This window comes from Streptomyces sp. NPDC020917 (assembly GCF_044333795.1).
GTDB lineage: Bacteria > Actinomycetota > Actinomycetes > Streptomycetales > Streptomycetaceae > Actinacidiphila.
Genome location: NZ_JBIRRR010000001.1, coordinates 1 through 22,087, shown reverse-complemented (window position 1 = coordinate 22,087; position 22,087 = coordinate 1). Strand labels below are relative to the sequence as shown.

The following is a 22,087-nucleotide window of genomic DNA, read 5'->3' as shown; positions in this document are numbered from 1 at the left end:
GCGGCCGGGCCGGGCCCGCTCAGACGGAAGCGGGCCTTGGGGAGACGGTCAGCCCGGACGCCGCCGACGCGCTGCGCATCGCCACCGAGCCGTAGCCGGTGCGCAGCCGCATCCAGGGCCCCGCGGTCAGTACCGCGAGCTGCTCGTCGCCCGCTCCTGCCCCGGCGCCCGGCTGCAGGAAGCCGAGGGCGTGGGCGGCGTGCACCAGGCGGAGCGTCACCCCGCGTACGGGCCCGGCCAGCGGCCTGGTCCACAACTCCTCGGCCAGCGCGTCCATCTCGGCGCGCGTGCGCTGCTCGGGCACGAGCGCCTCGGTGCGGGTCCGGAACTCCGCGACGGTACGTGCCGCCGCCTCCCGCACCAGGTCGGGCTCCAGCACGGCTTCCCGGTGCCAGCCGCCGCGCGGCGGCAGCAGCCCTGCCCAGGCGGGGCCGGTGACCGACGCGGGGACGGTGAACTCCCCGCTCTGCGCGGCCCCGGCCAGCGCCTCCAGCAACTCCCCGGCCGACACCGTCGCGTCGACCGGCGCCGCCACCGCGGGACCGCCGAGTGCGACGCTCTTGACCGCGAGCACGCCGCCGAACGGCGGCTGCCCGAACACTCCCAGGGCCGGCTCTCCCGCGTCCGACCGCAGCCGTACCGCCGCGGTCTTGTCCCACCGCACGAGCCGGCCGAGGAAGGCGGCGAGTTCCGCCTCCCCCGCCCGGATCGCGCCGGCGTCGCCCGACAGACCGAGCCGCACGGTCATGCGGCCACGGTCCCCTCGTCGTCCCGGTACTTCTCCAGGAACGCCCGCTCTTCCTGCGTGATGCGCCGCGGCTGCTTCTTGGCCAGGTTGTACGGCACCACGACCGTGGACGCCCGCGCGTACAGCACGTCCTCGTCCTTGACCTCGTACCGCACGGTCATGGACGCCGCGCTGATGTCGGTCACCCACGTCTCGACGACCACCGGCTCGTGCCGGTGGACCAGCGGCCGCAGGTAGTCGATCTCGTGCCGGGCCACCACCGAGCCGCCGGTGAACGACGCGCTCCCCTCCCCCGGCGCCAGGCGGAACATGAAGTCGATCCGCGCCTCCTCCAGATAGCGGAGGAAGGCCACGTTGTTGACGTGCCCGAAGGCGTCCATGTCCGCCCAGCGCAGCGGGCACCGGAAGATGTGGCGTGCCATCAGCCGCGGGTCAGCTTCCGGTAGGTCGCGCGGTGCGGCCGGGCGGCGTCCGGGCCGAGCCGCTCGACCTTGTTCTTCTCGTACGACTCGAAGTTGCCCTCGAACCAGAACCACTTGGACTCGCCCTCGTACGCGAGGATGTGCGTGGCCACCCGGTCCAGGAACCACCGGTCGTGGGAGACGACCACGGCCGCACCCGGGAACTCCAGCAGCGCGTTCTCCAGCGAGGACAGCGTCTCGACGTCTAGGTCGTTGGTCGGCTCGTCGAGCAGCAGCAGGTTGCCGCCCTGCTTGAGGGTCAGCGCCAGGTTGAGCCGGTTGCGCTCACCGCCGGAGAGCACCCCGGCCGGCTTCTGCTGGTCCGGCCCCTTGAAGCCGAACGCCGACACGTAAGCCCGCGACGGCATCTCGACCTGGCCCACGTTGATGTAGTCCAGCTCGTCCGAGACCACGGCCCACAGCGTCTTCTTCGGGTCGATGTTGGAGCGGCTCTGGTCCACGTAGGAGATCTTGACCGTCTCGCCGACCTTGATCGAGCCGGAGTCAGGCTGCTCCAGGCCCTGCAGCATCTTGAACAGCGTGGTCTTGCCGGCGCCGTTGGGGCCGATGACACCCACGATGCCGTTGCGCGGCAGCGTGAACGACAGGTCGTCGATCAGCACCTTCTCGCCGAACGCCTTCGTCAGGTGGTCGACCTCGATGACGACCGAGCCCAGGCGCGGGCCCGGCGGGATCTGGATCTCCTCGAAGTCCAGCTTCCGCATCTTGTCGGCCTCGGCGGCCATCTCCTCATAGCGGGCCAGTCGCGCCTTCGACTTGGCCTGCCGCCCCTTGGCGTTGGAGCGGACCCACTCCAGCTCCTCCTTGAGGCGCTTCTGCCGCTTGGCGTCCTTCTGGCCCTCGACCTTCAGGCGGGACGCCTTGTTCTCCAGGTAGGTGGAGTAGTTGCCCTCGTAGGGGATCGCCCGGCCGCGGTCCAGCTCGAGGATCCACTGCGCCACGTTGTCCAGGAAGTACCGGTCGTGGGTCACCGCGACGACGGTGCCGGGGTACTTCGCCAGGTGCTGCTCCAGCCACTGCACGGACTCGGCGTCCAGGTGGTTGGTCGGCTCGTCGAGCAGCAGCAGGTCCGGCGCCTCCAGCAGCAGCTTGCACAGCGCGACCCGGCGCTTCTCTCCACCGGACAGGTTGGTGACCGGCCAGTCGCCGGGCGGGCAGCCCAGCGCGTCCATGGCCTGCTCCAGCTGCGCGTCCAGGTCCCACGCGTTGGCGTGGTCCAGCTGCTCCTGGAGCTTGCCCATCTCGTCCAGCAGCTCGTCGGAGTAGTCGGTCGCCATCAGCTCGGCGATCTCGTTGAACCGGTCCAGCTTGGCCTTGGTGTCCGCGACGCCGTCCTGCACGTTCTCGAGCACGGTCTTGGACTCGTCCAGCGGCGGCTCCTGCAGAAGCATCCCGACGCTGTACCCCGGCGACAGGAACGCGTCGCCGTTCGACGGCTGCTCCAGGCCCGCCATGATCTTGAGGACGGTGGACTTACCGGCGCCGTTGGGGCCGACCACACCGATCTTCGCGCCGGGCAGGAAGCTCAGCGTCACGTCATCCAGGATGACCTTGTCGCCGTGCGCCTTGCGCGTCTTGCGCATCGTGTAGATGTACTCAGCCAAGAGAAACCGTCCGGCAATCGAGAAGGGCCAATGTGCGGCTCCGCCGCGTGAGGGCAGATACACCCCATCTTGCCAGCCGTCCACCCATGGGGGCGAATGGGTACCGGCCGGCCCGCGAGGCCGCCGCGCCCGCCGCCCCGGGCCGGGCACACGCACCCGGCCCGGGGGCGGCGGGGACTGTTCAGCCCTCACTCAGTGGGACGCGGAGCCCTTCTTGCGGCGGACGAAGAACACCGCGCCGCCGCCCAGGACCACCAGAGCCACGGCCACACCCGCGATCACCGGCGTGGCGCTGCTGCTGCCGGTCTCGGCGAGGTTGGTGCCGGTGCCGCCCTGGGGCGCCTGGCTGGGCGCCGCGGTCGGCGTGCTCGGCGAGGTGGTGGTCGCGGTCGTGCAGTCCAGCACGCCCTCGAACGTCTTCACCGTGCCGTTCGGCAGCTTGATGTCGATCTTGTACTTCTGGTCCTCGGCTACCGGAACCGTGATCGTCTTCGACTTCCCCGGGGCGACGGTGTAGTTCTGGCCCGCCAGCTGGAAGGTGAAGTCCTCGTCACCCTGGTTGGAGGCGGTGACGTCCACGCCGTGGTCCGCGCACACGACCTTGGCCGACAGGGCCGGTATCGGGCCCTTCTTCGCCCAGGACAGGCTCGCCGCGGCGGTCACCGTGGTCTTGTCCGAGCCGGCGAGGATCTGCGACTGGCTGGACTTGTCCGTGGCGGAGAAGGCGCGGCCGACGGCGATCTCGGTGGTCGCCGCGACGGTGACGGTGGTCGTGCCGTCATCGGTCCCCGCGGGGATCTGGAAATACAGCTTCGAGCCGTTCTTCGCCGTGGTGACGGCCTTCCCGGACTCGTCGACGATCTTCACGCCCTCCGGCACGCCCTGCCCGAGGGACAGGTCCACCGAGTCGGCGGTGGTGTGCACGGTGATCGGGCCGATGCGGTCCCCGGACTTGCCCGACACCGCGGCCGGCTCCAGGCTCAGGGACGGCTTGGGCTCGTCCAGCGTCTGGGCGTGCGCATCGAGGTAGTCCGACAGCGCCTTGGCGTCGCTGTCCGCCGCCTGAACCTTGACGCCGGGGTCGGACAGGTGCCAGATCGCCACCTGGGTGCCGGCCGCGGCGAGGGCGCCGGTGAGCGGGTGGTCGAGGTTGATACCGCCCGCCTTGAGCGTGGCGGCCAGCGCGGCCGTGTCCACCTTGGGGTACGAGTTGTTGAGGATCCAGGCGATCTTGCCCGCGTTCGGGTTGCCCCGGAGCGTCGAGTCGCCCCAGGCCACCTCGTTGTAGGTGGCGTGGTCCTCGGTGTGGTGGTTGAAGTCGATGCAGTAGGTCTCGATGGTCCCGCCGCCGGGCACGGTCATCTGGAAGAGCCCCGCGTACACCGAGTGCGAGGTGTTCCCGTCGACGACGGCGCGGTCGTACTTGCCGGGCTCGAGGCCCTTGAGCACCGCGGTAGCCCCGCTGGAGGACGGGGTGACATCGTCGGCGAACGCCGCGCCGGCCGTGGCGAGCGCGCCCGCCGCGAGCAGACCGGCGGTGACGCCGGCTGCCGCGAGGCGGGCAGCGCTCCGCCTGGTGGTCTTGAACATGTGTTTCCCCTCCGAGCGAGACTCGTGGTCGATTCGAGGGTGGTCTCGCCTGCAGTTGTGGTCCCCCGCGCCTGCGAACGTCGAAATCCTAGGAATCACCCGTCACACTGACACCTTCGAGTGACGACTGAGCACGTTTTCGAATCCCAATCGTTATCCCGGGCGTGCATGATTCCGGGAATTGTCGATAAGTCCGCGAATCAGCTCCGGCCGGAATTCGCGCCTGCGGCGAGCGCACGAGGAATCAGGGGACGGCGGCGGGCTCGGGAGGGGCCGGGGCGTTCGACTGGGGCCGTGGCGCCGGGAGATTGGAGTTCGCCCGGGTGAACCGGGCGACGCCGCGCGACAGATCGTGGCCGAGGGACTGGGCGTCGATCTCCGCGCACACGAAGCGCCGCCCGTCCACCTCCTCGTCGCGGACCCTCAACCTGCCCTGGACGACCAGCGGTTCACCCAGGCAGACCGACTCCTTGATGTTGCCCGCGAGCGCGCGCCACGCGCGCACGGTGTAGAAGCTCGTGGGGCCGTCGGTCCAGGCACCGCGCTCCGCGTCGTAGCGGCGCGTGGTGGTCGCAAGGCGGAACCGCGTGACACTCACACCGGTCGCCGTCACCTGCGTCTCCGGCTCGGTCGCGACATTTCCCACGACGGTGACCAGGGTTTCGTTCATCGCTGTCCTCCTTCATCAATCGCGCTCCTGTGCGGATCGCGTTGAGGACATCGTGCTCGAATTCCGGCCGCCGCTGCGAAACCAGAATGAATCTGTGGATAACCGGCGCTCTGTGGATAACTTCGTCACCCGTGTGAGTGACGCCGTGGAGCCGGCGCCGCGCCGGCGACGACGGCGTACTGCTCGCGGACCTCGCGGTACCGCATCAATTCGGCCGCCACCGGTTCGAGCACCCGCGCCCGGCCGCAGTCCGCCGCCGCGTCCCGCAACCGGCGTTCGGCGGCCTGCCCGTACCGCCGGGCGGGACCGCGCGCCGCGAACCGGCAGACCGCCGAGACCAGCGGACCGCCGAGGGCGCCGGCGGCGATCATCACCAGCGGCAGCCACCACACCCAGCCGAGCGAGCCGGTGAGCACCGCGGTCAGGCAGACCGCGCCGGTCAGCGCGAGCGCCATCAGCAGCCACTGCACGCCGGCGGCCGCCGACCACCAGCCCGGCCGCTCGAGCCTGCTCGGCCGGGCCCGCTCGACGGCCGCGTCGAGTACCTCCGGCAGCTCCTCGCCGCCGCGCCGCGCCGCATCCCGCACCGCCTGAGCCCACGGCGCGGGCAGCCCGCGGGCCGCGTCGGCGACCAGTCCGCGCACGGCTTCGTCCACCGCCGACCTGGACGATCGGGGACCGGCGGCCGCTCGGGGCCGCCGCGGCTGCGGTCCGCCGGCGGCGCGGGGGGCGGACGGCCCTGCGGACTGCCGTGCGATCACTCGAACGTGTGAACCAGTCGTTTTCCGGCCGATTCGGGAACGGCCGCCGGGACCGGTCCGTTCACCGACCAACCGACCCCACGGTGTGCCGCACGCGTCCCGAGCGGCACGTCCCCAGTCCTTTTCCGCCGACTGACCGGCTCCCGAGGCGCCCACCGCATCGCCGAGCCGGTCGATGAACTCCTCGCGTGCCGGATCGGTGAGCCCGGCGCCGCCCTCGCCGACGTAGAGCGGCTGGAGGCTGCTCGCCGCGCGGTCCATGTCCGCTGCCAGCCGCCGCCCCGACGCGGCGCGCTCGGCAGTGATCTGGGCGAGCGCTGCGCGCAGGTCCGGCAGGCCCTGCCCGGTGAGGGCGGAGGCGGCGAGCACGACGGCTCCGGCCTCTCCGTGCTCGCCGACCGCGAGACCGTCCTCGTCGAGCAGCCGCCGCAGGTCGTCGAGGACCAGATCGGCCGAGTCGCCGGGCAACCGGTCGACCTGGTTGAGCACCAGCACGGTGACATCGGCGTGCCCCGCCAGGGGCCGCAGGTAGCGCTCGTGCAGTGCGGCGTCGGCGTACTTCTCGGGGTCGAGCACCCAGACGACGACGTCCACCAGCCGCAGCAGGCGGTCCACCTGCTCGCGGTGCTCGGTGGCGGCGGAGTCGTGATCCGGGAGGTCGACGAGCACCAGCCCTTCGAGGCTTCGCTCCTTGGCGTCGCCGTGGCCCTCACCGGCCTCGGTGCCGTCGCCAACTGAACAGTGTGCAGCGCCGGAAGAGGCGCCCACCGCCCCGCCGGGAGCCGCGGCCTCCGGAAGGTCCCGGCCGGTGTGCCGGTCCTGCGGGGCGACGCCCAGCCGCTCCATGAGGCCCGTCGCCTGCTCGGGTCCCCAGGCGCAGGCGACCGGTCGCGCGGTGGTCGGACGCCGTGCCCCGGTGCGGGACAGGTCCTGCCCGGCCAGCGCGTTGAAGAGGCTGGACTTGCCGCTGCCGGTGGCCCCGGCCAGCGCCACCACGGTGTGGTGGGGGGAGAGCCTGCGCCGCTCCCCCATGCGGGCCAGCAGCTCGCTCGACTCGGCGAGCGCGTCTGGGCTGATCCGGGTCCTGGACAGGCCGAGCAGTTCCCCGAGTGCGTCGACCCGCGCGGCCAGCGGGTCGGCGGAGCGGCTGGCGGGCACACCCGGGCGCGCGGTGGAGGGCGGCGCGGTGGGTGCGGTCTGGGACGGTCGGGTGGTGGCCAACCCGGTCACCTCTCCTTCTGCAGTACGGACAGGGTCGCGATCAGCGCGGACTGCTGGGCGGCGGTGACGTCGTTGCGGTCCACCGGCGCCAGCCGCCGCTCGCGCTCGCCGCGCAGCAACGCGGCCAGGGCCGCCTCGAGGCGGTCCCGTCCGGCGTCGCGCAGCGCCAGGGCGGACTGCGCGCCCACCGTCTCGGCGAGCTGCTCGCCCGCCGCTCCTCCGGCCCGGCCGCCGAGCAGCGTGCAGGCCAGCAGGGCGGTGACGTCCTCGGGGTCGGCGGGCGGCCGGTCGGCGGCCCGCAGCACGCGGACCGCCCCGTAGGCGAGTTCGGTGAGGGACTTCCGCCAGCGCCGTACGCCCTTGTCGATGCGGGCGGCGACGGCCACCCGGTCACGGTCGGGGCGGGTTCCGGCCCCGTCGAGCAGGGCGGCGCCGGCAGGATCGCGCCGCCATGTGTCGGCGATCTGCTCGTCGGCCGCATCGGTCTCGGTCCGCAGCAGGGCGGCGAGTTCCTCGGTGAGGGCGCGCTGCAGCGCCTCGGGCCCGCAGGTCGGGTAGCCCCGCCAGTTGGCCAGAGCTTCGCCGGCCAGGGGCGAGCCCGCGGAGATCGCGGTCTCGATCCGGACCTCGGCCTGCCGGTAGGCCTCCTCGGCGGTCCTGGCCAGGCGCACCGCGGCGGCGTGCTGGGCCGCGGAGGCGGCCGCGAGCGACGGGATGCGGCTGCGCATCGAGTCCAGGGTTCCGACGGCGGTCCGGCGAGCGGCCTGCTGCCGGGCGGCGGGGTCGTCGGCGCAGTGCGCCAACCAGGCGCGCAGCGGGGCGACGGTGGTCTGCGGCAGGAGCCCGCCACCGCCGGCCGATTCGGGGAGTTCGGGGACGGTGAACCGGGGCACGTCTCCGAGGCCGGCCTTGGCCAGGAGCGCCGCGTAGTGGCCGCCGATGTCGTCGGCGATCTGGTGCGGGACGCGGTCGAGGACGGTGGCGAGGGTGACGTCGTTGTCCCGGGCGGTGCGCAGCAGGTGCCAGGGCACGGCGTCGGCGTAGCGCGCGGAGGTGGTGACCAGGATCCAGATGTCGGCGGCGCAGATGAGTTCGGCGGCCAGTTCCCGGTTGCGGGTGACGAGGGAGTCGATGTCGGGTGCGTCGAGGAGGGCGAGGCCCCGGGGCAGCGAGTCGTCGGTCTCCAGCCGCAGCTCCGACTGACGCCCCTCGCCCCGGCCGGCGGCGCGCTCCGCCTCGGCGCGCTCGGGCCCGTCCTCGTCGGCTCGGGAGCGCTGGCGCACGGACCAGGTGCGGGTGAGCCGGGGCAGCACCCGGGGGTCCGCGAACCAGGCGCGGTCCTCGGGATGGCACACCAGGACAGGCGTGCGGGTGGTGGGCCGCAGCACCCCCGAGGCACTGACGCGGCGCCCCACGATCGAGTTCACGAGCGTGGACTTCCCGGCTCCGGTGGATCCCCCCACGACCGCCAGCAGCGGCGCTTCCGGGGCTTTGAGCCGGGGTACGAGGTAGTCGTCGAGCTGGGTCAGCAGCTCCAGGCGGGTCCGCCGGGCTCTGGCCGCACCGGGCAGTGGGAAGGGGAAGCGTGCGGCGTCGACTCGATCACGCAGAGCGGACAGCGCGTCGATCAGTTCAGGCCGAACGTCCAAGATCACCACAATGGCAGAATGCCGCACCACGCGGAACATTTGAAGCGTATTCGTGGCAATTTGCCCTATTCGGCCCGCTGGACTTCCCCATGTGACGTACGGGAGGCAGGAGACAGAATGAGCCACCGGCATAACGAGTGCACAACAGCAGGATTTCGAGCCGTCAAAAGCGGTGCACCTTTTGGCCCTGGCTGCGATTATCGGACCGCTTCACCGAACCTCCACAAGGTGTCACGCGGGTGAAGCGCCCGGCAGCAGGCATACGACGCCCTATCCTTGACCCCGATACGAGGTCACGGAACCACCGAGGGGCGGAGACAGCCGCGGCCACTGTCCGGCCCCCGTAGCTCAGCGGATAGAGCAGGCGCCTTCTAAGCGCTTGGCCGCAGGTTCGAGTCCTGCCGGGGGCACCCACACCGGTTCCGCCCCGTGGCGTCGGTCCCCCCTCCGCAGCTGCAGGTCAGCAGCACCCTAGCGAGTACCGCGTAGGAACCGCGTGAGTACGCGGCGGATCCGGCCACGCAGCATCGCCCGCGTTCGTCAATGGCTGAATCCAGCCGTTCCCCGGCGGGTCCAGGACATCCCCGGCATCCAACCCCGCGAGGGGACACCGGCACCGCCGTACACCCCCTCCGGGCACCGGCGTAGGCTTTTCGTCAGGCAAGGACGACACCGCCAACGGCTGGAGGGAGAGAGTCCATTGCCCCGCAGAGCGCTCCACCCGACAAGCACCCCGTCATCGCACCGGTCCTCGCGTCCCGCGGGTCCCGGATCGCCCTCGGACGCTCAATCCCCCGACGGCGCACCGCCGTTCATCGACGAGCACCGGATCGTCGTGGCCGCTCCGGTCGACGTCGTATGGCGCTCGCTCACCCGGCAGATCGCGCAGCAGAACATCACCGGCTCCTCGGCCCTGGCCCGACTGCTGGGCGCGCAGCCGCAGCGGGCCACGGGAGAGCCGCTCCAGCAGGGGGCGACAGTGCCCGGTTTCGCGGTCGCCGAGTCGGTGTCCGAGGAGCACGTGCGGCTCGCCGGCCACCACCACTTCGCGCGCTACGTGCTGGTGTTCGCGATGTCCGCAGAGCCGGAGGGCACGGTCCTGGCCGCCCGCTCGTACGGGGAGTTCCCCGGCGTCCTGGGGTTCCTCTACCGGCAGATGGTCATCAGCTCCGGCGCCCACCCCGTCGCGGTGCGCCGCATGCTGCACTCCGTCCGCCGCCACGCGGAGTCGCACAGCACGTCGTGAGCCCGGGCCGGTGGCCGGCCGGTCAGTGCGGGGTGAGGCTGGAGCCGCGGACCACGAGTTCGGGCTGCAGCACCACCTGGCGGTGCTCGTGGCCCTCGGCGTCGCCCGAGGTCTCCTCCATGAGCATCTCCGCGGCGAGCCGGCCCATCGCGACGGCGGGCTGCCGCACCGAGGTGAGGGGGACGGCGGCGGCCGCGGCGAACTCGATGTCGTCGTACCCGACGATGGCCATCTGCTCGGGGACGCTGATGCGGGCGGCGAACACCGCCTGAAGGACGCCGAGGGCGAGCAGGTCGTTGGCGCAGAAGACGGCGGTGGGGCGGGGCGCCAGGCCCAGCAGCCGCGCGCCGGCGTCCCGGCCGGCGGACACGTCCAGCCGCTCGGCGGAGATCTCGGTCAGCGCCTCGGCGGGCAGCCCCGCCTCCTCCAGCGCGGCCAGGGCGCCGGCCCGCCGGTCCCGGACCTGGGGGAGGTCGCGCGGGCCGCCGACGTAGACCAGCGAGGTGTGGCCGGCGGCGATCAGATGGTGGGCGGCGAGCCGGCCGCCGGCGACGTCGTCGACGGAGACCGAGCAGGCGGCGGCGTCCGCGGAGACCCGGTCGACCAGGACGTACGGGATGCGCTGCCGCCGCAGGCCGTCCAGGCTGTGGCCGGTGGGGTCGGCAGGGGTGACCAGCACGCCCCGCACCCGCTGCTCGGCGAAGAGCGAGAGGTACTCGACCTCCTCGCTGGTGCTCTGCGCGCTGTTGCAGACCATGACGCCGAGGCCGGCCTGGCGGGCGGCGCGTTCGGCGCCCTTGGCAACGTCGACGAAGAAGGGGTTGCCCATGTCCAGGACGAGCAGGGCGACGATCCTGCTGGCGCCCGCCCGCAGCTGCCGAGCGGACTCGCTGCGGATGTAGCCCAGCTTGGTGATCACCGACTGCACACGGGTCCTGGTCTCCTCGGACACCAGGTCGGGCCGGTTGATCACGTTGGACACGGTTCCGACCGACACACCGGCCTGCCGTGCGACGTCCTTGATCCCAACCATGGACTCCACCGCTCCGTTCCGGCCGCTGCCGGCCGGCTCCATTGAAACCCTTATTCAATCACAGGGCACAGGCCGATCCCGCACCCACCATGAATCGATTCATGCACGTCAGGGCAGGTGGAACACCTCGGGGAGCGGCGCCATGGCCGCGTCCGGGGCCGTCCCGTCCAGTTCCTCGAAGAGGTCGCCCATCTCCGCCTGCCAGCGCGCGTTGACCTCGGTGGCGTCCATGGCGGCACGGGCCTGCTCGAAGTCGTCGGTCTCCAGGTAGCCGATCAGGAGGCCGTCCTCCCGCAGGAACAGGGAGTAGTTGTGCCAGCCGGTCTCGGTAAGGGCCGCACGCATCGACGGCCACACCTCGCGATGCCGCTCCCGGTACTCCTCGAGGCGGTCCTGACGGACCTTCAGTACGAAGCAGACGCGCTGCACGGCGGGCTCACTCCCTTTCATGGTGCTCTTCCCGCCGCCTGGGCCGCGGGTGCCGGGCCGGCCGGACCACCTCGGGCGGGTGGTCCGGCCGGCTCGGGCGGGTGCGGCTCAGAAGTTGAACTGGCCGATGTTGTTCTTGTCGAACACGGTCGGCTTGCCCAGGACCACGGTGCTGTCCTGGCCGACGGTGAACGAGCCGAGGTCGCCGGCGGTGAAGGTCTCGCCGGAGGCGCCGGTGATCTGGCCGGAGGCCAGGGCGACGGCGGCGTAGCCGGCGAGGGCGCCGAGCTTGGCCGGGTCCCACAGCTCGAACGCCTGCACCGTGCCGTTGTTGACGTAGGCGCGCATGTCGTTGGGCGTGCCGAGGCCGGTGAGCTGGACCTTGCCCTTGTACTTGGAGCCGCTCAGGTACTGGGCGGCGGCCTTGATGCCGACCGTGGTCGGGGAGATGATCCCCTTCAGGTTCGGGTACTGCTGCAGCAGGCCCTGGGTCTGCTGGAACGACGTCTGGGCGTCGTCGTTGCCGTAGGCGACCTTGACGAGCTGGACGTCCTTGTACTCCGGCTTCTTCAGCTCGTCCTTCATGAAGCCGATCCAGGTGTTCTGGTTGGTGGCCGTCTGGGCCGCCGAGAGGATCGCTATCTGGCCCTTGCCGCCGATCTGCTTGGCCATCAGCTGCACCTCGGTGCGGCCGAGGTCCTCGGCGCTGGCCTGGGAGATGAACAGGTCGCGGCAGGTGGCGTTGGTGTCGGAGTCGTACGTGACGACCTTGACGCCGTTCTTGCGGGCCTGGTTGAGGGCCGTGCACAGCGCGCCCGGGTCCTGCGCGGACACCGCGATCGCGTTGACCTGCTGCTGCGTCAGGGTGTTGACGTAGGAGACCTGGCCGGCGGTGTCGGTGCCGCTGCTGGTGCCGACCTCCTTGTACTTCTCGCCGAGCGCCTCGACGGCCTTCTTGCCGCCGTTGTCGGAGATGGTGAAGTACGGGTTGTTGACCTGCTTGGGCAGGTAGGCGATCGTCAGGCCCTTCTTGGTGGCCGCGCTGGGGTTCGCGGACGCCGAGGACTTGGGGCCGCTGGAGCTGGCCGCGTTGTCGGTCGACTTCTTGGTGGTCCCGCCGCACGCGGCGACGGTCAGGGCGAGGGCGGTGGCGGCGACGACCGCGGCCGCGGCACGACGGGCGGGGGCGGTTCTGAAGGACATGCCGGTTTCCTTTCGCTGCCGCACCGCGGCAGGTGACCTGGTGACAGGGGTGCGGAGAATTGCCATGAGGGTGTGGGCGGGTTGGAGGGGTTCAGCCGGTGGCGGCCAGGGCCGCGGGTGGCGGGGCGGTGGCCGCCTTGCGGCGGGCGCGGGCCCGGCCGACCTGGCGGGCGACCCGCGGAGCCAGTACCGAGATCACCAGCAGGATTCCGGTGATCAGGGTCTGGGACTGGGCGGAGACGTTGACCAGGCTCATCACGTTCTGCAGGGCGCCGAGCAGGAAGACGCCGGCGATCGCGCCGCCGAGGGTGCCCTTGCCGCCGTCGAAGTCGATGCCGCCGAGGAGCACGGCCGCGATGACGGACAGTTCGAGTCCGGTGGCGTTGTCGTAGCGGGCACTGGCGTAGTGCAGGGCCCAGAAGACGCCGGTGAGCGCGGAGACCGTGCCTGTGGCGACGAACATCGACAGCTTGACCCGCTTGACGCGGATGCCGGCGAAGCGGGCCGCCTCCTGGGAGGCGCCGACCGCGAACAGCGACCGTCCGACGGGGGTGGCGTGGAGCACCACCACGGCGATGATCAGCAGGACCGCCCAGGGGATCGCGGCCTGCGGGATGAACGTCCCGCCGATGCGGTCGGAGGCGAAGGTCAGGTACTGCTGCGGGAAGTCGGTGACCGAGTTGGAGCCAAGCACGATCTGCGCGATCCCGCGGTAGGCGGCCAGGGTTCCGATGGTGACGGCCAGCGAGGGCAGTCCCAGCCGGGTGACCAGCAGGCCGTTGACCAGACCGCACGCCACCCCGAGCAGGATGCACAGCGGGATGATCATCTCGATGGACATGCCCTGGTTCCAGAGCCTGCCCATGACCGCGCCGGCCAGGCCCGCGGTGGATCCCACCGACAGGTCGATCTCTCCGGAGACGACGAGCATCGTCATCGGGAGCGCGATCATCGCGATCGGCAGGGTGTTGCCGATCAGGAAGGACAGGTTCAGCGCGTTGCCGAAGTTGTCCACGAAGGAGAAGGAGCACAGCAGGAGGACGACCAGCAGGGCGCCCACCACGGTGTCCCAGCGGAGCGCGTCCCTGGCCCAGGCGCGGGCGGGGGCCGGAGCGCCGGCTGCCGGCTTCCCCGTCCCGGACCGCGGCCCACCGGTCCCGGACGTGCCCGTCCCGGGCTCGGCCGCCCCGGACTTGCCCGTCCCGGACTGCGACGTGACCGTCTCGCGGGGGGATTCAGGCATGGTGGGCACTCCTTGTCTGTGCGGCCCGCTTGCGGAGCAGTGAGGCCACTCGCAGGGCCACCACGCGGTCGACGGCGATGGCGAGCAGCAGCAGGATGCCGTCGATGGCCTGCACCCACACCGAGCTGACGCCGATCGAGGGCAGGACGCTGTTGATGGAGGTCAGGAGCAGCGCACCGAGGGCCGCGCCGTACACGCTTCCCGAGCCGCCGGTGAAGGCGACACCGCCGACCACGACGGCGCTGACGACGGTGAGTTCGTAGCCGCTGCCGGTTCCGGAGTCGACGTTGCCGAACCGGGCGAGGTACAGGGCCCCGGCGAGTCCCGCCAGCGCGCCGCAGGTGACGTACGCGGCGAGGATCCGCTTGCGGACCTGCACACCGGCCAGCCGGGCGGCCTCCGGGCTGGAGCCCAGCGCGTACAGGTCGCGCCCGCTGCGGTAACTGCGCAGGTAGTAGGCGGCGATGACGAGCACCACCGCGGTCAGCAGCGCCAGATAGGGGACGACGCCGAGACCGTCGTGGCCGAAGGACGTGAAGCCCGAGGGCAGGTCGGCCGCGGTGATCTGCCGGGAGCCGATCCAGATCGAGTCCAGGCCGCGGATGATGTAGAGGGTGCCGAGGGTGACGACCAGCGCCGGCACCTGGCCGAGGCTCACCAGCAGGCCGTTGACGACGCCGAAGCCGGCGCCGAGGGCGATGGCGAGCAGTACGGCGAGCACCGGGTTGCCGCCGCCGTTGAGCACGTCGCCGGCCGCGAACGCGGTGATGCCGAGGATCGAGCCGACGGACAGGTCGACGTTGCGGGTGATGACCACGACGGCCTGGCCGACCGCGACGAGCACCAGGATGGTGGCGTTGAGCAGCAGGTCCTTGATGCCCTGCTGCGACAGGAAGGCGCTGTTGTCCAGCTGGGTGGCCGTCAGCATCACCACCAGCACGGCGGCGATGGCCAGTTCGCGGACCTTCAGCACCCGGTCCAGCACACCGGTGGTGGACGGCGCCTTCGGTGCGGTCGCGGGCGTGGGTTCTGCGGTCATGGTCATGCGCTCCTCCTCGCGCACCGCGCGGCCGCGGCCGGGGGCCCGGTGATCGTGGTGGTCATGCCGCGTTCCTTCCGCGTCCGGTGGCCGCCGCCATCACCGACTCCTCGGTGGCGTCCGCCCGGGCGATCTCCGCGGTGAGCCGGCCCTCGTGCATCACCAGGACGCGGTCGGCCATGCCGAGGATCTCCGGCAGGTCGGAGGAGATCATCAGGACGGCGAGGCCGTCGGCGGCCAGTTGGGACAGCAGCCGGTGCACCTCGGCCTTGGTGCCGACGTCGATGCCGCGGGTGGGCTCGTCGACGATCAGCACCCTGGGTCCGGTGGCGAGCCACTTGGCCAGGACGACCTTCTGCTGGTTGCCGCCGGACAGGGTGCCGACCAGGTCGGCCAGCCGGGCGTACTTCACCTGCAGGCGCACCGCCCAGTCCACGGCCCGGCTGCGCTCGGCGCCGCGGTCCATCAGCCCGGCGCGGGTGCTGGTGCGCAGGCCCGTGAGGTTGATGTTGCGTTCGATGGACATGTCCATCACCAGGCCCTGGGCGCGCCGGTCCTCGGGGACCAGGGCCAGGCCCGCGGCCATCGCCAGGCTCGGCGCACCGGCCTTCAGCGGCTTGCCCTCGATCTCGACCTCGCCGGCGTCCCAGCGGTCCACGCCGAACACCGCCCGGGCGACCTCGCTGCGGCCGGCTCCGACCAGCCCGGCCAGGCCCACGATCTCGCCGCGCCGGACCTCGAAGGACACATCGGTGAACACGCCCTCGCGGGTGAGCCGCCGCACGCTGAGCGCGACCTCGCCCACTTCGGCGTCCTGCTTGGGGTACAGCTCGTCGAGGTCGCGGCCGACCATGCGGCGCACCAGATCGTCCTCGGTGAGCCCGTCGACGGGCTCGGAGGCGATGAGTGCCCCGTCCCGCAGGGTGGTGACCTGCTGGCAGAGGGCGAAGACCTCCTCCAGCCGGTGCGAGATGAAGAGCACGGCCGCGCCGCCCTCGCGCAGCGCGCGCACGACGCCGAACAGCCGCGCCACCTCGCTGCCGGTCAGGGCGGCGGTCGGCTCGTCCATGATCAGCACACGGGCGTCGAAGGACAGCGCCTTGGCGATCTCGACCAGCTGCTGGTCGGCGATCGACAGGCCGCGCGCGGGCTGGTCGGGGTCGAGGTCCACGCCGAGCCGGGTGAACAGCGCGGCGGTCGCCTCCTTCACGGCCCGGTGGTCGACCCGGCCGAAGGACCGGCGGGGCTGGCGGCCGACGAAGATGTTCTCGGCCACGGAAAGGTCGGGGAACAGCGTCGGTTCCTGGTAGATGACGGCCACGCCGGCGTCCCGGGCGTCGGCCGGACCGTGGAAGACCACGGGGGCGCCGTCGAGCAGCACCGTGCCGGAGTCCGGCCGGTGCACTCCGGCCAGCGCCTTGATCAAGGTCGACTTGCCGGCGCCGTTCTCCCCCGCCAGGGCGTGCGCCTCACCGGCGTACAGGCGCAGCGACACATCGCGCAACGCCCTTACCGCACCGAAGGACTTGCTCACCCCTTCCAGGGCGAGGACCGGAGTCCGTTCCGGTTCGGGGTCGGTCATGGTGTCTCCTGGGTCTCCCGGTTCTGGACCATTGGCTGGGCCCACGAGGTGAAATGTTTCAATGGAGTTGCCGGGACGTTAGCCCCGCACGATCGGGGCGTCAAGAGTTGCAGTCGCTCTCGCTGCCGACTCAGCCATGGTGAAGCCTTTGTGCCCGCCAGCAGAAGTGCCAACGAGCAAGCCGTTCAACCTCTATGACACGATTCAATAACGGCGTACGCTGCACCCCGGGGAGACCTCCCCGACGCATTGACAGGGCGAAACGCGGCCCCTAGGGTTGCGGCCAAATGAAACGATTCACAGAGGTTGCCATGACTGATCTGTCGGCCGTGAAGGCGGCGCTGAAGTCCCAGCGGATCGAGACCCCTTCGTGGGCGTACGGCAACTCGGGAACGCGCTTCAAGGTGTTCGCGCAACCGGGTGTGCCGAGGAATCCGTACGAGAAGCTGGACGACGCCGCTCAGGTCCAGGCGGCGACGGGAGTGGCACCCGTGGTCGCACTGCACATCCCCTGGGACCGCGTCGACGACTACGCGGCGCTCGCCGCGCACGCCGGGGACCGCGGGCTGGAGCTCGGTGCGATCAACACCAACGTGTTCCAGGACGACGACTACAAGCTGGGGTCGGTCTGCCACCCGGACCCCGCGGTACGGGCCAAGGCCCTGGCGCACCTGCTGGAGTGCGTCGACATCATGGACGCGACCGGCTCGCGGGACCTGAAGCTGTGGTTCGCCGACGGCACCAACTACCCGGGCCAGGACGACGTCACCACCCGCCAGGACCGGCTCGCGGAGGCGCTGACCGCGGTCTACGAGCGCCTCGGCGAGGGCCAGCGGATGCTGCTGGAGTACAAGCTGTTCGAGCCGTCCTTCTACACCACGGACGTGCCGGACTGGGGAACGGCGTACGCGCACTGCCTCAAGCTGGGTCCGAAGGCGCAGGTCGTCGTGGACACCGGGCACCACGCGCCGGGCACCAACATCGAGTTCATCGTGGCGCTGCTGCTGCGCGAGGGGAAGCTCGGCGGGTTCGACTTCAACTCCCGCTTCTACGCCGACGACGACCTGATGGTCGGCGCGGCGGACCCGTTCCAGCTGTTCCGGATCATGCACGAGGTGGCCAAGAACCGCGGCCTGGCGCCGGAGACGGGCGTGGCGTTCATGCTCGACCAGTGCCACAACATCGAGGCGAAGATCCCCGCGATCATCCGCTCGGTGATGAACGTCCAGGAGGCCACCGCCAAGGCGCTGCTGGTCGACACCGCCGCGCTGCGCGCCGCGCAGCAGGCCGGTGACGTGCTGGAGGCCAACGCGGTGCTGATGGACGCCTACAACACCGATGTCCGGCCGCTGCTCGCCGAGGTGCGTGAGGAGCAGGGGCTGGCCCCCGACCCGATCCGCGCCTACCGCACCAACGGCTGGGCCGAGCGCATAGTCGCCGACCGGGTCGGCGGCGAGCAGGCCGGCTGGGGCGCCTGAGGCTGCGCCACCGCGCGCGCGTCGCCCGCGCAGTCGGTGGCATCCGCGCAGTCGGTGGCGTCCGCACCGCCTGCGCGGCCCGCGTCTCCCGCACACCGCAGCACCCGCGCGAACACCGCATCCGCACGGCACCGCCCGTTCCGCGTGTGACAGGCACACCCGCACCGCACCCGCACCCGCCCCCGTACAGCGAAGGATCAGTCTCCATGGCTTCCGCCACCACCCCCGAGGTCGCCGCGCTGCTGGCGCGTTCGAACCGGCTGGGATCCGACCCGCGCAACACCAACTACGCCGGCGGCAACACCTCCGCCAAGGGCACCGCGCCCGACCCGGTCACCGGCGCCGGCACCGAGCTGATGTGGGTCAAGGGCTCGGGCGGTGACCTGGGCACCCTGACCGAGCCGGGCCTGGCGGTGCTGCGCCTGGACCGGCTGCGCGCCCTGGTGGATGTCTACCCGGGCGTGGAGCGGGAGGACGAGATGGTCGCCGCGTTCGACTACTGCCTGCACGGCAAGGGCGGCGCGGCCCCGTCGATCGACACCGCCATGCACGGGCTGGTCGACGCCGCCCATGTCGACCATCTGCACCCCGACTCGGGCATCGCGCTGGCCTGCGCCGCCGACGGCGAGGCGCTGACCAAGGAGTGCTTCAGCGACACGGTGGTCTGGGTGCCCTGGCGCCGCCCCGGCTTCCAGCTCGGCCTGGACATCGCCGCGGTCAAGGAGGCCAACCCCAAGGCGATCGGCTGCGTCCTGGGCGGGCACGGCATCACCGCCTGGGGTGCCACCTCCGAGGAGTGCGAGCGCAACTCGCTGCACATCATCCGCACCGCCGAGGAGTTCCTGGCCCGCCGCGGCAAGGCCGAGCCCTTCGGCCCGGTCCTGGACGGCTTCCAGGCGCTGCCCGCGGGCGAGCGCCTGGTACGCGCCGCCGAACTGGCCCCGCTGCTGCGCTCCCTGGCGTCCGCCGACCGCCCGCAGGTCGGCCACTTCACCGACTCCGACGTGGTCCTGGACTTCCTGTCGCGCGCCGAGCACCCGCGGCTGGCCGCGCTCGGCACGTCCTGTCCCGACCACTTCCTGCGCACCAAGGTGCGGCCGCTGGTCCTGGACCTGCCGCCGGCCGCCCCGATCCAGGAGGTCGCCGACCGGCTGAAGGAACTGCACGCGCAGTACCGCACCGAGTACGCCGCCTACTACGAGCGGCACGCCGCGCCCGACTCGCCCGCGATGCGCGGTGCGGACCCCGCCATCATCCTGATCCCCGGCGTGGGCATGTTCTCCTACGGCAAGGACAAGCAGACCGCGCGCGTGGCGGGCGAGTTCTACGTCAACGCGATCAACGTGATGCGCGGCGCCGAGGCCGTCTCCTCCTACCGGCCGATCGAGGAGTCGGAGAAGTTCCGCATCGAGTACTGGGAGCTGGAGGAGGCCAAGCTGCGGCGCATGCCCAAGCCCAAGCCGCTGGCCACCCGCATCGCGCTGGTGACCGGCGCCGGCTCGGGCATCGGCAAGGCCATCGCGCACCGCCTGGCCGCGGAAGGCGCCTGCGTGGTCGTCGCGGACCTGGACGCGGAGAACGCCGCGGCCGTCGCGGACGAACTCGGCGGCCCGGACAAGGCCGTGGCCGTGACCGTCGACGTCACCGACGAGGAGCAGATCACCGCGGCGTTCGCGGCGGCCGTGCTGGCGTTCGGCGGGGTCGACCTCGTGGTGAACAACGCCGGCATCTCCATCTCCAAGCCGCTGCTGGAGACCACCGCCAAGGACTGGGACCTGCAGCACGCCATCATGGCCCGCGGCTCGTTCCTCGTGGCGCGGGAGGCCGCCCGGGTGATGACCGAGCAGGGCCTGGGCGGCGACATCGTCTACATCGCCTCGAAGAACGCGGTGTTCGCCGGCCCCAACAACATCGCGTACTCCGCCACCAAGGCCGACCAGGCCCACCAGGTGCGGCTGCTGGCCGCGGAACTCGGCGAGCACGGCATCCGCGTCAACGGCGTCAACCCTGACGGCGTCGTCCGCGGCTCCGGGATCTTCGCCGGCGGCTGGGGCGCCAAGCGCGCCGCCGTCTACGGCGTGCCCGAGGAGAAGCTCGGCGAGTTCTACGCCCAGCGCACCCTCCTCAAGCGCGAGGTGCTGCCCGAGCACGTCGCCAACGCCGTGTTCGCACTGGCCGGCGGCGACCTCACCCACACCACCGGGCTGCACATCCCGGTCGACGCGGGCGTCGCCGCCGCCTTCCTGCGCTGACCACCCGGGCCGCTCCGGGCGCCGCCGCCGCGCACCACGCCGGCCGGCGGCGCCCGGACGCCCCTCCGCACGAGTCCCCCTCCCACCTCAACGCCCCCCACGCCCCGCGCGAACGTTCCTGCGCCGTACCGCCGAGGAAGCCACCGTGACGACCACCGCCCCCTCCTCCGCCGCCGTGTCCGCCTTCGCCGCGGCGGACCTGGGCGCGACCAGCGGCCGCGTGATCCTCGGCCGGGTCGGCCGGGACCGGTTGGAGCTGAGCGAGCTGCACCGCTTCCCCAACACGCCCGTCCGCCTGCCGACCGGGCTCCACTGGAACCTGCCGGGCCTGTTCCAGGGCGTGCTGACGGGCCTGCGGGCGGCGGCGGGATCCGGCGTCCCGATCGCCTCGGTCGGCGTCGACACCTGGGCGGTCGACTACGGCCTGCTCGACGCGGACGGCACGCTGCTCGGACTCCCCCACCACTACCGCGACAGCCGGACCGCCGGCGTCGCGGAGAAGGTGCGGGACGCCGTCGGCGCCCAGCAGCTCTACCGGGCCAACGGCCTGCAGCACCTTCCCTTCAACACCGTCTTCCAGCTGGCCGCCGCGCAGGGCTCGGCCCAACTGGCGGCGGCCCGCACCCTGCTGCTGGTCCCCGACCTGATCACGTACTGGCTGACCGGCGACGTCGGCGCCGAGATCACCAACGCGTCCACCACCGGGCTGCTCGACGCGCACACCGGCATGTGGTCACCCGAACTGGCCGCGCGCATCGGCCTCGAGCCGGCGCTGCTGCCCGCCCTGCGCGCGCCGGGCACGGCCGCCGGCACACTGCTGCCGTACGCCGCCGGATGGACGGGCCTGCCCGAGGCCACCCCCGTCACCGCCGTCGCCTCCCACGACACCGCCTCCGCCGTGGTCGCCGTGCCCGCGACCGAGCCCGGCTCCGCGTACATCTCCTGCGGCACCTGGTCGCTGGCCGGCCTGGAACTGGACGCGCCGGTGCTCAGCGACGCCTCGCGCACCGCCAACTTCACCAACGAGCGGGGCGTCGACGGCACCTTCCGCTACCTGCGCAACATCATGGGCATGTGGCTGCTGGAGGAGTGCCGCCGGATCTGGGCGGACCGCGGGCTGGCGACGGAGCTGGGCACGCTGCTCGACGAGGCGGCGCGATCCCGGCCGTTCGCCGCGCTGGTCGATCCGGACGCCCCGGAGTTCCTGGCCCCCCAGGACATGCCCGCCACCCTCGCCGCCCACTGCGCACGCACCGGGCAGCCCGCCCCCGAAAGCCCGGGCGCGATGGTGCGCTGCATCCTGGAGAGCCTCGCGCTGGCCCACCGCCGGACGCTGCGCCGCGCCGCGGCGCTCGCGGACCGCGAGATCACCCACGTCCACCTGGTGGGCGGCGGCAGCCGCAACGCGCTGCTGTGCCAGCTCACCGCCGACGCCACCGGACTTCCGGTGATCGCCGGCCCCACCGAGGCCACCGCCCTCGGGAACGTCCTGGTCCAGGCACGCGCGCACGGCGTCGCGGGCGACCTCACCGACATGCGGGCCCTGGTCGCCCGCACCCAGCAACTGCGCCGCTACGCACCGAACCTCGGCGACGCACCGGCCTGGGACGCCGCGGCCGCCCGCCTCGGCGCCGAGTGAACGCCCGCACGCGGGAAGGCCGCAACCCGCTCCCCCGCCGGACGCCCCCCTCGTAGGCCTCTCCTCCCACCGAAACAACACACCGACACCGACACACCGACCGCCGAGACCGCCTCTGGAGCCGCGATGCGGGTAGCCCTGTTTCTGACGTGTGTGAATGATGTGGCGTTCGCGCGGACCGGGCAGGCGGTCGTGCGGCTGCTGGAACGCCTGGGCGT

General features: G+C 72.0%; 17 protein-coding genes, 1 tRNA gene and 1 pseudogene. 6 read left to right on the top strand and 13 right to left on the bottom strand.

The window, feature by feature from the left end:
- Positions 1 to 19: 19 nt before the first annotated feature.
- The 7 genes from ACH4TG_RS00095 to ACH4TG_RS00065 form a co-directional block, all read right to left on the bottom strand.
- Positions 20 to 748: a hypothetical protein gene (locus tag ACH4TG_RS00095; RefSeq protein WP_398239182.1), complete on the bottom strand. Its 729-nt coding sequence runs from the start codon at positions 746 to 748 to the stop codon at positions 20 to 22.
- A complete protein-coding gene (locus tag ACH4TG_RS00090; RefSeq protein WP_398239181.1) occupies positions 745 to 1,170 on the bottom strand; it encodes an acyl-CoA thioesterase in 426 nt (141 codons plus the stop codon). The genes ACH4TG_RS00095 and ACH4TG_RS00090 overlap by 4 nt, the downstream gene beginning before the upstream one ends.
- Positions 1,170 to 2,834 carry an energy-dependent translational throttle protein EttA gene (gene ettA, locus ACH4TG_RS00085; protein WP_398239179.1) on the bottom strand — a complete coding sequence of 555 codons (1,665 nt, stop codon included), beginning with the start codon at positions 2,832 to 2,834 and terminating at the stop codon, positions 1,170 to 1,172. The genes ACH4TG_RS00090 and ettA overlap by 1 nt, the downstream gene beginning before the upstream one ends.
- 192 nt (positions 2,835 to 3,026) lie before the next feature.
- Positions 3,027 to 4,424 (bottom strand): LAETG motif-containing sortase-dependent surface protein, encoded by a 1,398-nt coding sequence (locus tag ACH4TG_RS00080; RefSeq protein ID WP_398239177.1) that lies wholly within the window; start codon positions 4,422 to 4,424, stop codon positions 3,027 to 3,029.
- A 244-nt stretch (positions 4,425 to 4,668) separates the two neighbouring features.
- Positions 4,669 to 5,094 (bottom strand): single-stranded DNA-binding protein, encoded by a 426-nt coding sequence (locus ACH4TG_RS00075; RefSeq protein WP_398239175.1) that lies wholly within the window; start codon positions 5,092 to 5,094, stop codon positions 4,669 to 4,671.
- 125 nt (positions 5,095 to 5,219) lie between these two features.
- Positions 5,220 to 7,085, bottom strand: coding sequence for a dynamin family protein (locus ACH4TG_RS00070; RefSeq protein WP_398239174.1), 1,866 nt, complete (start codon positions 7,083 to 7,085; stop codon positions 5,220 to 5,222).
- Positions 7,082 to 8,725, bottom strand: a complete 1,644-nt coding sequence (locus ACH4TG_RS00065) for a dynamin family protein (RefSeq protein WP_398239172.1) — start codon at positions 8,723 to 8,725, stop codon at positions 7,082 to 7,084. The genes ACH4TG_RS00070 and ACH4TG_RS00065 overlap by 4 nt, the downstream gene beginning before the upstream one ends.
- A 337-nt stretch (positions 8,726 to 9,062) precedes the next feature.
- Here ACH4TG_RS00065 and ACH4TG_RS00060 point away from each other — a divergent pair.
- Positions 9,063 to 9,135, top strand: a tRNA-Arg gene (locus ACH4TG_RS00060).
- A gap of 425 nt (positions 9,136 to 9,560) precedes the next feature.
- Positions 9,561 to 9,971 (top strand): hypothetical protein, encoded by a 411-nt coding sequence (locus tag ACH4TG_RS00055; RefSeq protein WP_398239171.1) that lies wholly within the window; start codon positions 9,561 to 9,563, stop codon positions 9,969 to 9,971.
- A gap of 22 nt (positions 9,972 to 9,993) precedes the next feature.
- Here the strand turns inward: ACH4TG_RS00055 and ACH4TG_RS00050 are convergent, their stop codons facing one another.
- From ACH4TG_RS00050 to ACH4TG_RS00025, 6 genes are all read right to left on the bottom strand, one after another.
- Complete coding sequence (locus ACH4TG_RS00050; RefSeq protein WP_398239169.1) at positions 9,994 to 11,013, bottom strand: LacI family DNA-binding transcriptional regulator; 1,020 nt, start codon at positions 11,011 to 11,013, stop codon at positions 9,994 to 9,996.
- A 99-nt stretch (positions 11,014 to 11,112) separates the two neighbouring features.
- Complete coding sequence (locus ACH4TG_RS00045) at positions 11,113 to 11,433, bottom strand: L-rhamnose mutarotase (protein ID WP_398240425.1); 321 nt, start codon at positions 11,431 to 11,433, stop codon at positions 11,113 to 11,115.
- A 108-nt stretch (positions 11,434 to 11,541) separates the two neighbouring features.
- Positions 11,542 to 12,636 (bottom strand): rhamnose ABC transporter substrate-binding protein, encoded by a 1,095-nt coding sequence (rhaS, locus tag ACH4TG_RS00040; protein ID WP_398239167.1) that lies wholly within the window; start codon positions 12,634 to 12,636, stop codon positions 11,542 to 11,544.
- A gap of 91 nt (positions 12,637 to 12,727) precedes the next feature.
- A complete protein-coding gene (locus ACH4TG_RS00035; protein WP_398239165.1) occupies positions 12,728 to 13,879 on the bottom strand; it encodes an ABC transporter permease in 1,152 nt (383 codons plus the stop codon).
- Positions 13,872 to 14,924 carry an ABC transporter permease gene (locus tag ACH4TG_RS00030; RefSeq protein ID WP_398239163.1) on the bottom strand — a complete coding sequence of 351 codons (1,053 nt, stop codon included), beginning with the start codon at positions 14,922 to 14,924 and terminating at the stop codon, positions 13,872 to 13,874. Before ACH4TG_RS00030 ends, ACH4TG_RS00035 begins: the two co-directional genes overlap by 8 nt.
- Positions 14,925 to 14,979: 55 nt before the next feature.
- The gene (locus ACH4TG_RS00025; RefSeq protein WP_398239161.1) at positions 14,980 to 16,500 is read right to left on the bottom strand and encodes a sugar ABC transporter ATP-binding protein; all 1,521 of its coding nucleotides are present in this window, start codon (positions 16,498 to 16,500) and stop codon (positions 14,980 to 14,982) included.
- Between the two features lie 311 nt (positions 16,501 to 16,811).
- On the opposite strand from ACH4TG_RS00025, the gene rhaI reads away from it, so the two are divergent.
- The 4 genes and pseudogenes from rhaI to ACH4TG_RS00005 all read left to right on the top strand — a co-directional run.
- Positions 16,812 to 17,978, top strand: coding sequence for an L-rhamnose isomerase (gene rhaI, locus ACH4TG_RS00020; protein ID WP_398239159.1), 1,167 nt, complete (start codon positions 16,812 to 16,814; stop codon positions 17,976 to 17,978).
- 206 nt (positions 17,979 to 18,184) lie between these two features.
- Positions 18,185 to 20,230, top strand: coding sequence for a bifunctional aldolase/short-chain dehydrogenase (locus ACH4TG_RS00015; protein ID WP_398239157.1), 2,046 nt, complete (start codon positions 18,185 to 18,187; stop codon positions 20,228 to 20,230).
- A 145-nt stretch (positions 20,231 to 20,375) separates the two neighbouring features.
- Complete coding sequence (locus ACH4TG_RS00010; RefSeq protein ID WP_398239155.1) at positions 20,376 to 21,869, top strand: rhamnulokinase family protein; 1,494 nt, start codon at positions 20,376 to 20,378, stop codon at positions 21,867 to 21,869.
- Between the two features lie 126 nt (positions 21,870 to 21,995).
- Positions 21,996 to 22,087: pseudogene (locus ACH4TG_RS00005) on the top strand ((Fe-S)-binding protein); the annotation flags it as partial.

Coding starts and splice junctions, on each gene's coding strand:
- ACH4TG_RS00075 (WP_398239175.1), bottom strand. CDS start 5,094: ATGAACGAAACCCTGGTCACCGTCGTGGGAAATGTCGCGACCGAGCCG.
- ACH4TG_RS00025 (WP_398239161.1), bottom strand. CDS start 16,500: ATGACCGACCCCGAACCGGAACGGACTCCGGTCCTCGCCCTGGAAGGG.
- rhaS (WP_398239167.1), bottom strand. CDS start 12,636: ATGTCCTTCAGAACCGCCCCCGCCCGTCGTGCCGCGGCCGCGGTCGTC.
- ACH4TG_RS00015 (WP_398239157.1), top strand. CDS start 18,185: ATGGCTTCCGCCACCACCCCCGAGGTCGCCGCGCTGCTGGCGCGTTCG.
- ACH4TG_RS00095 (WP_398239182.1), bottom strand. CDS start 748: ATGACCGTGCGGCTCGGTCTGTCGGGCGACGCCGGCGCGATCCGGGCG.
- ACH4TG_RS00080 (WP_398239177.1), bottom strand. CDS start 4,424: ATGTTCAAGACCACCAGGCGGAGCGCTGCCCGCCTCGCGGCAGCCGGC.
- ACH4TG_RS00030 (WP_398239163.1), bottom strand. CDS start 14,924: ATGACCATGACCGCAGAACCCACGCCCGCGACCGCACCGAAGGCGCCG.
- rhaI (WP_398239159.1), top strand. CDS start 16,812: ATGACTGATCTGTCGGCCGTGAAGGCGGCGCTGAAGTCCCAGCGGATC.
- ACH4TG_RS00090 (WP_398239181.1), bottom strand. CDS start 1,170: ATGGCACGCCACATCTTCCGGTGCCCGCTGCGCTGGGCGGACATGGAC.
- ACH4TG_RS00035 (WP_398239165.1), bottom strand. CDS start 13,879: ATGCCTGAATCCCCCCGCGAGACGGTCACGTCGCAGTCCGGGACGGGC.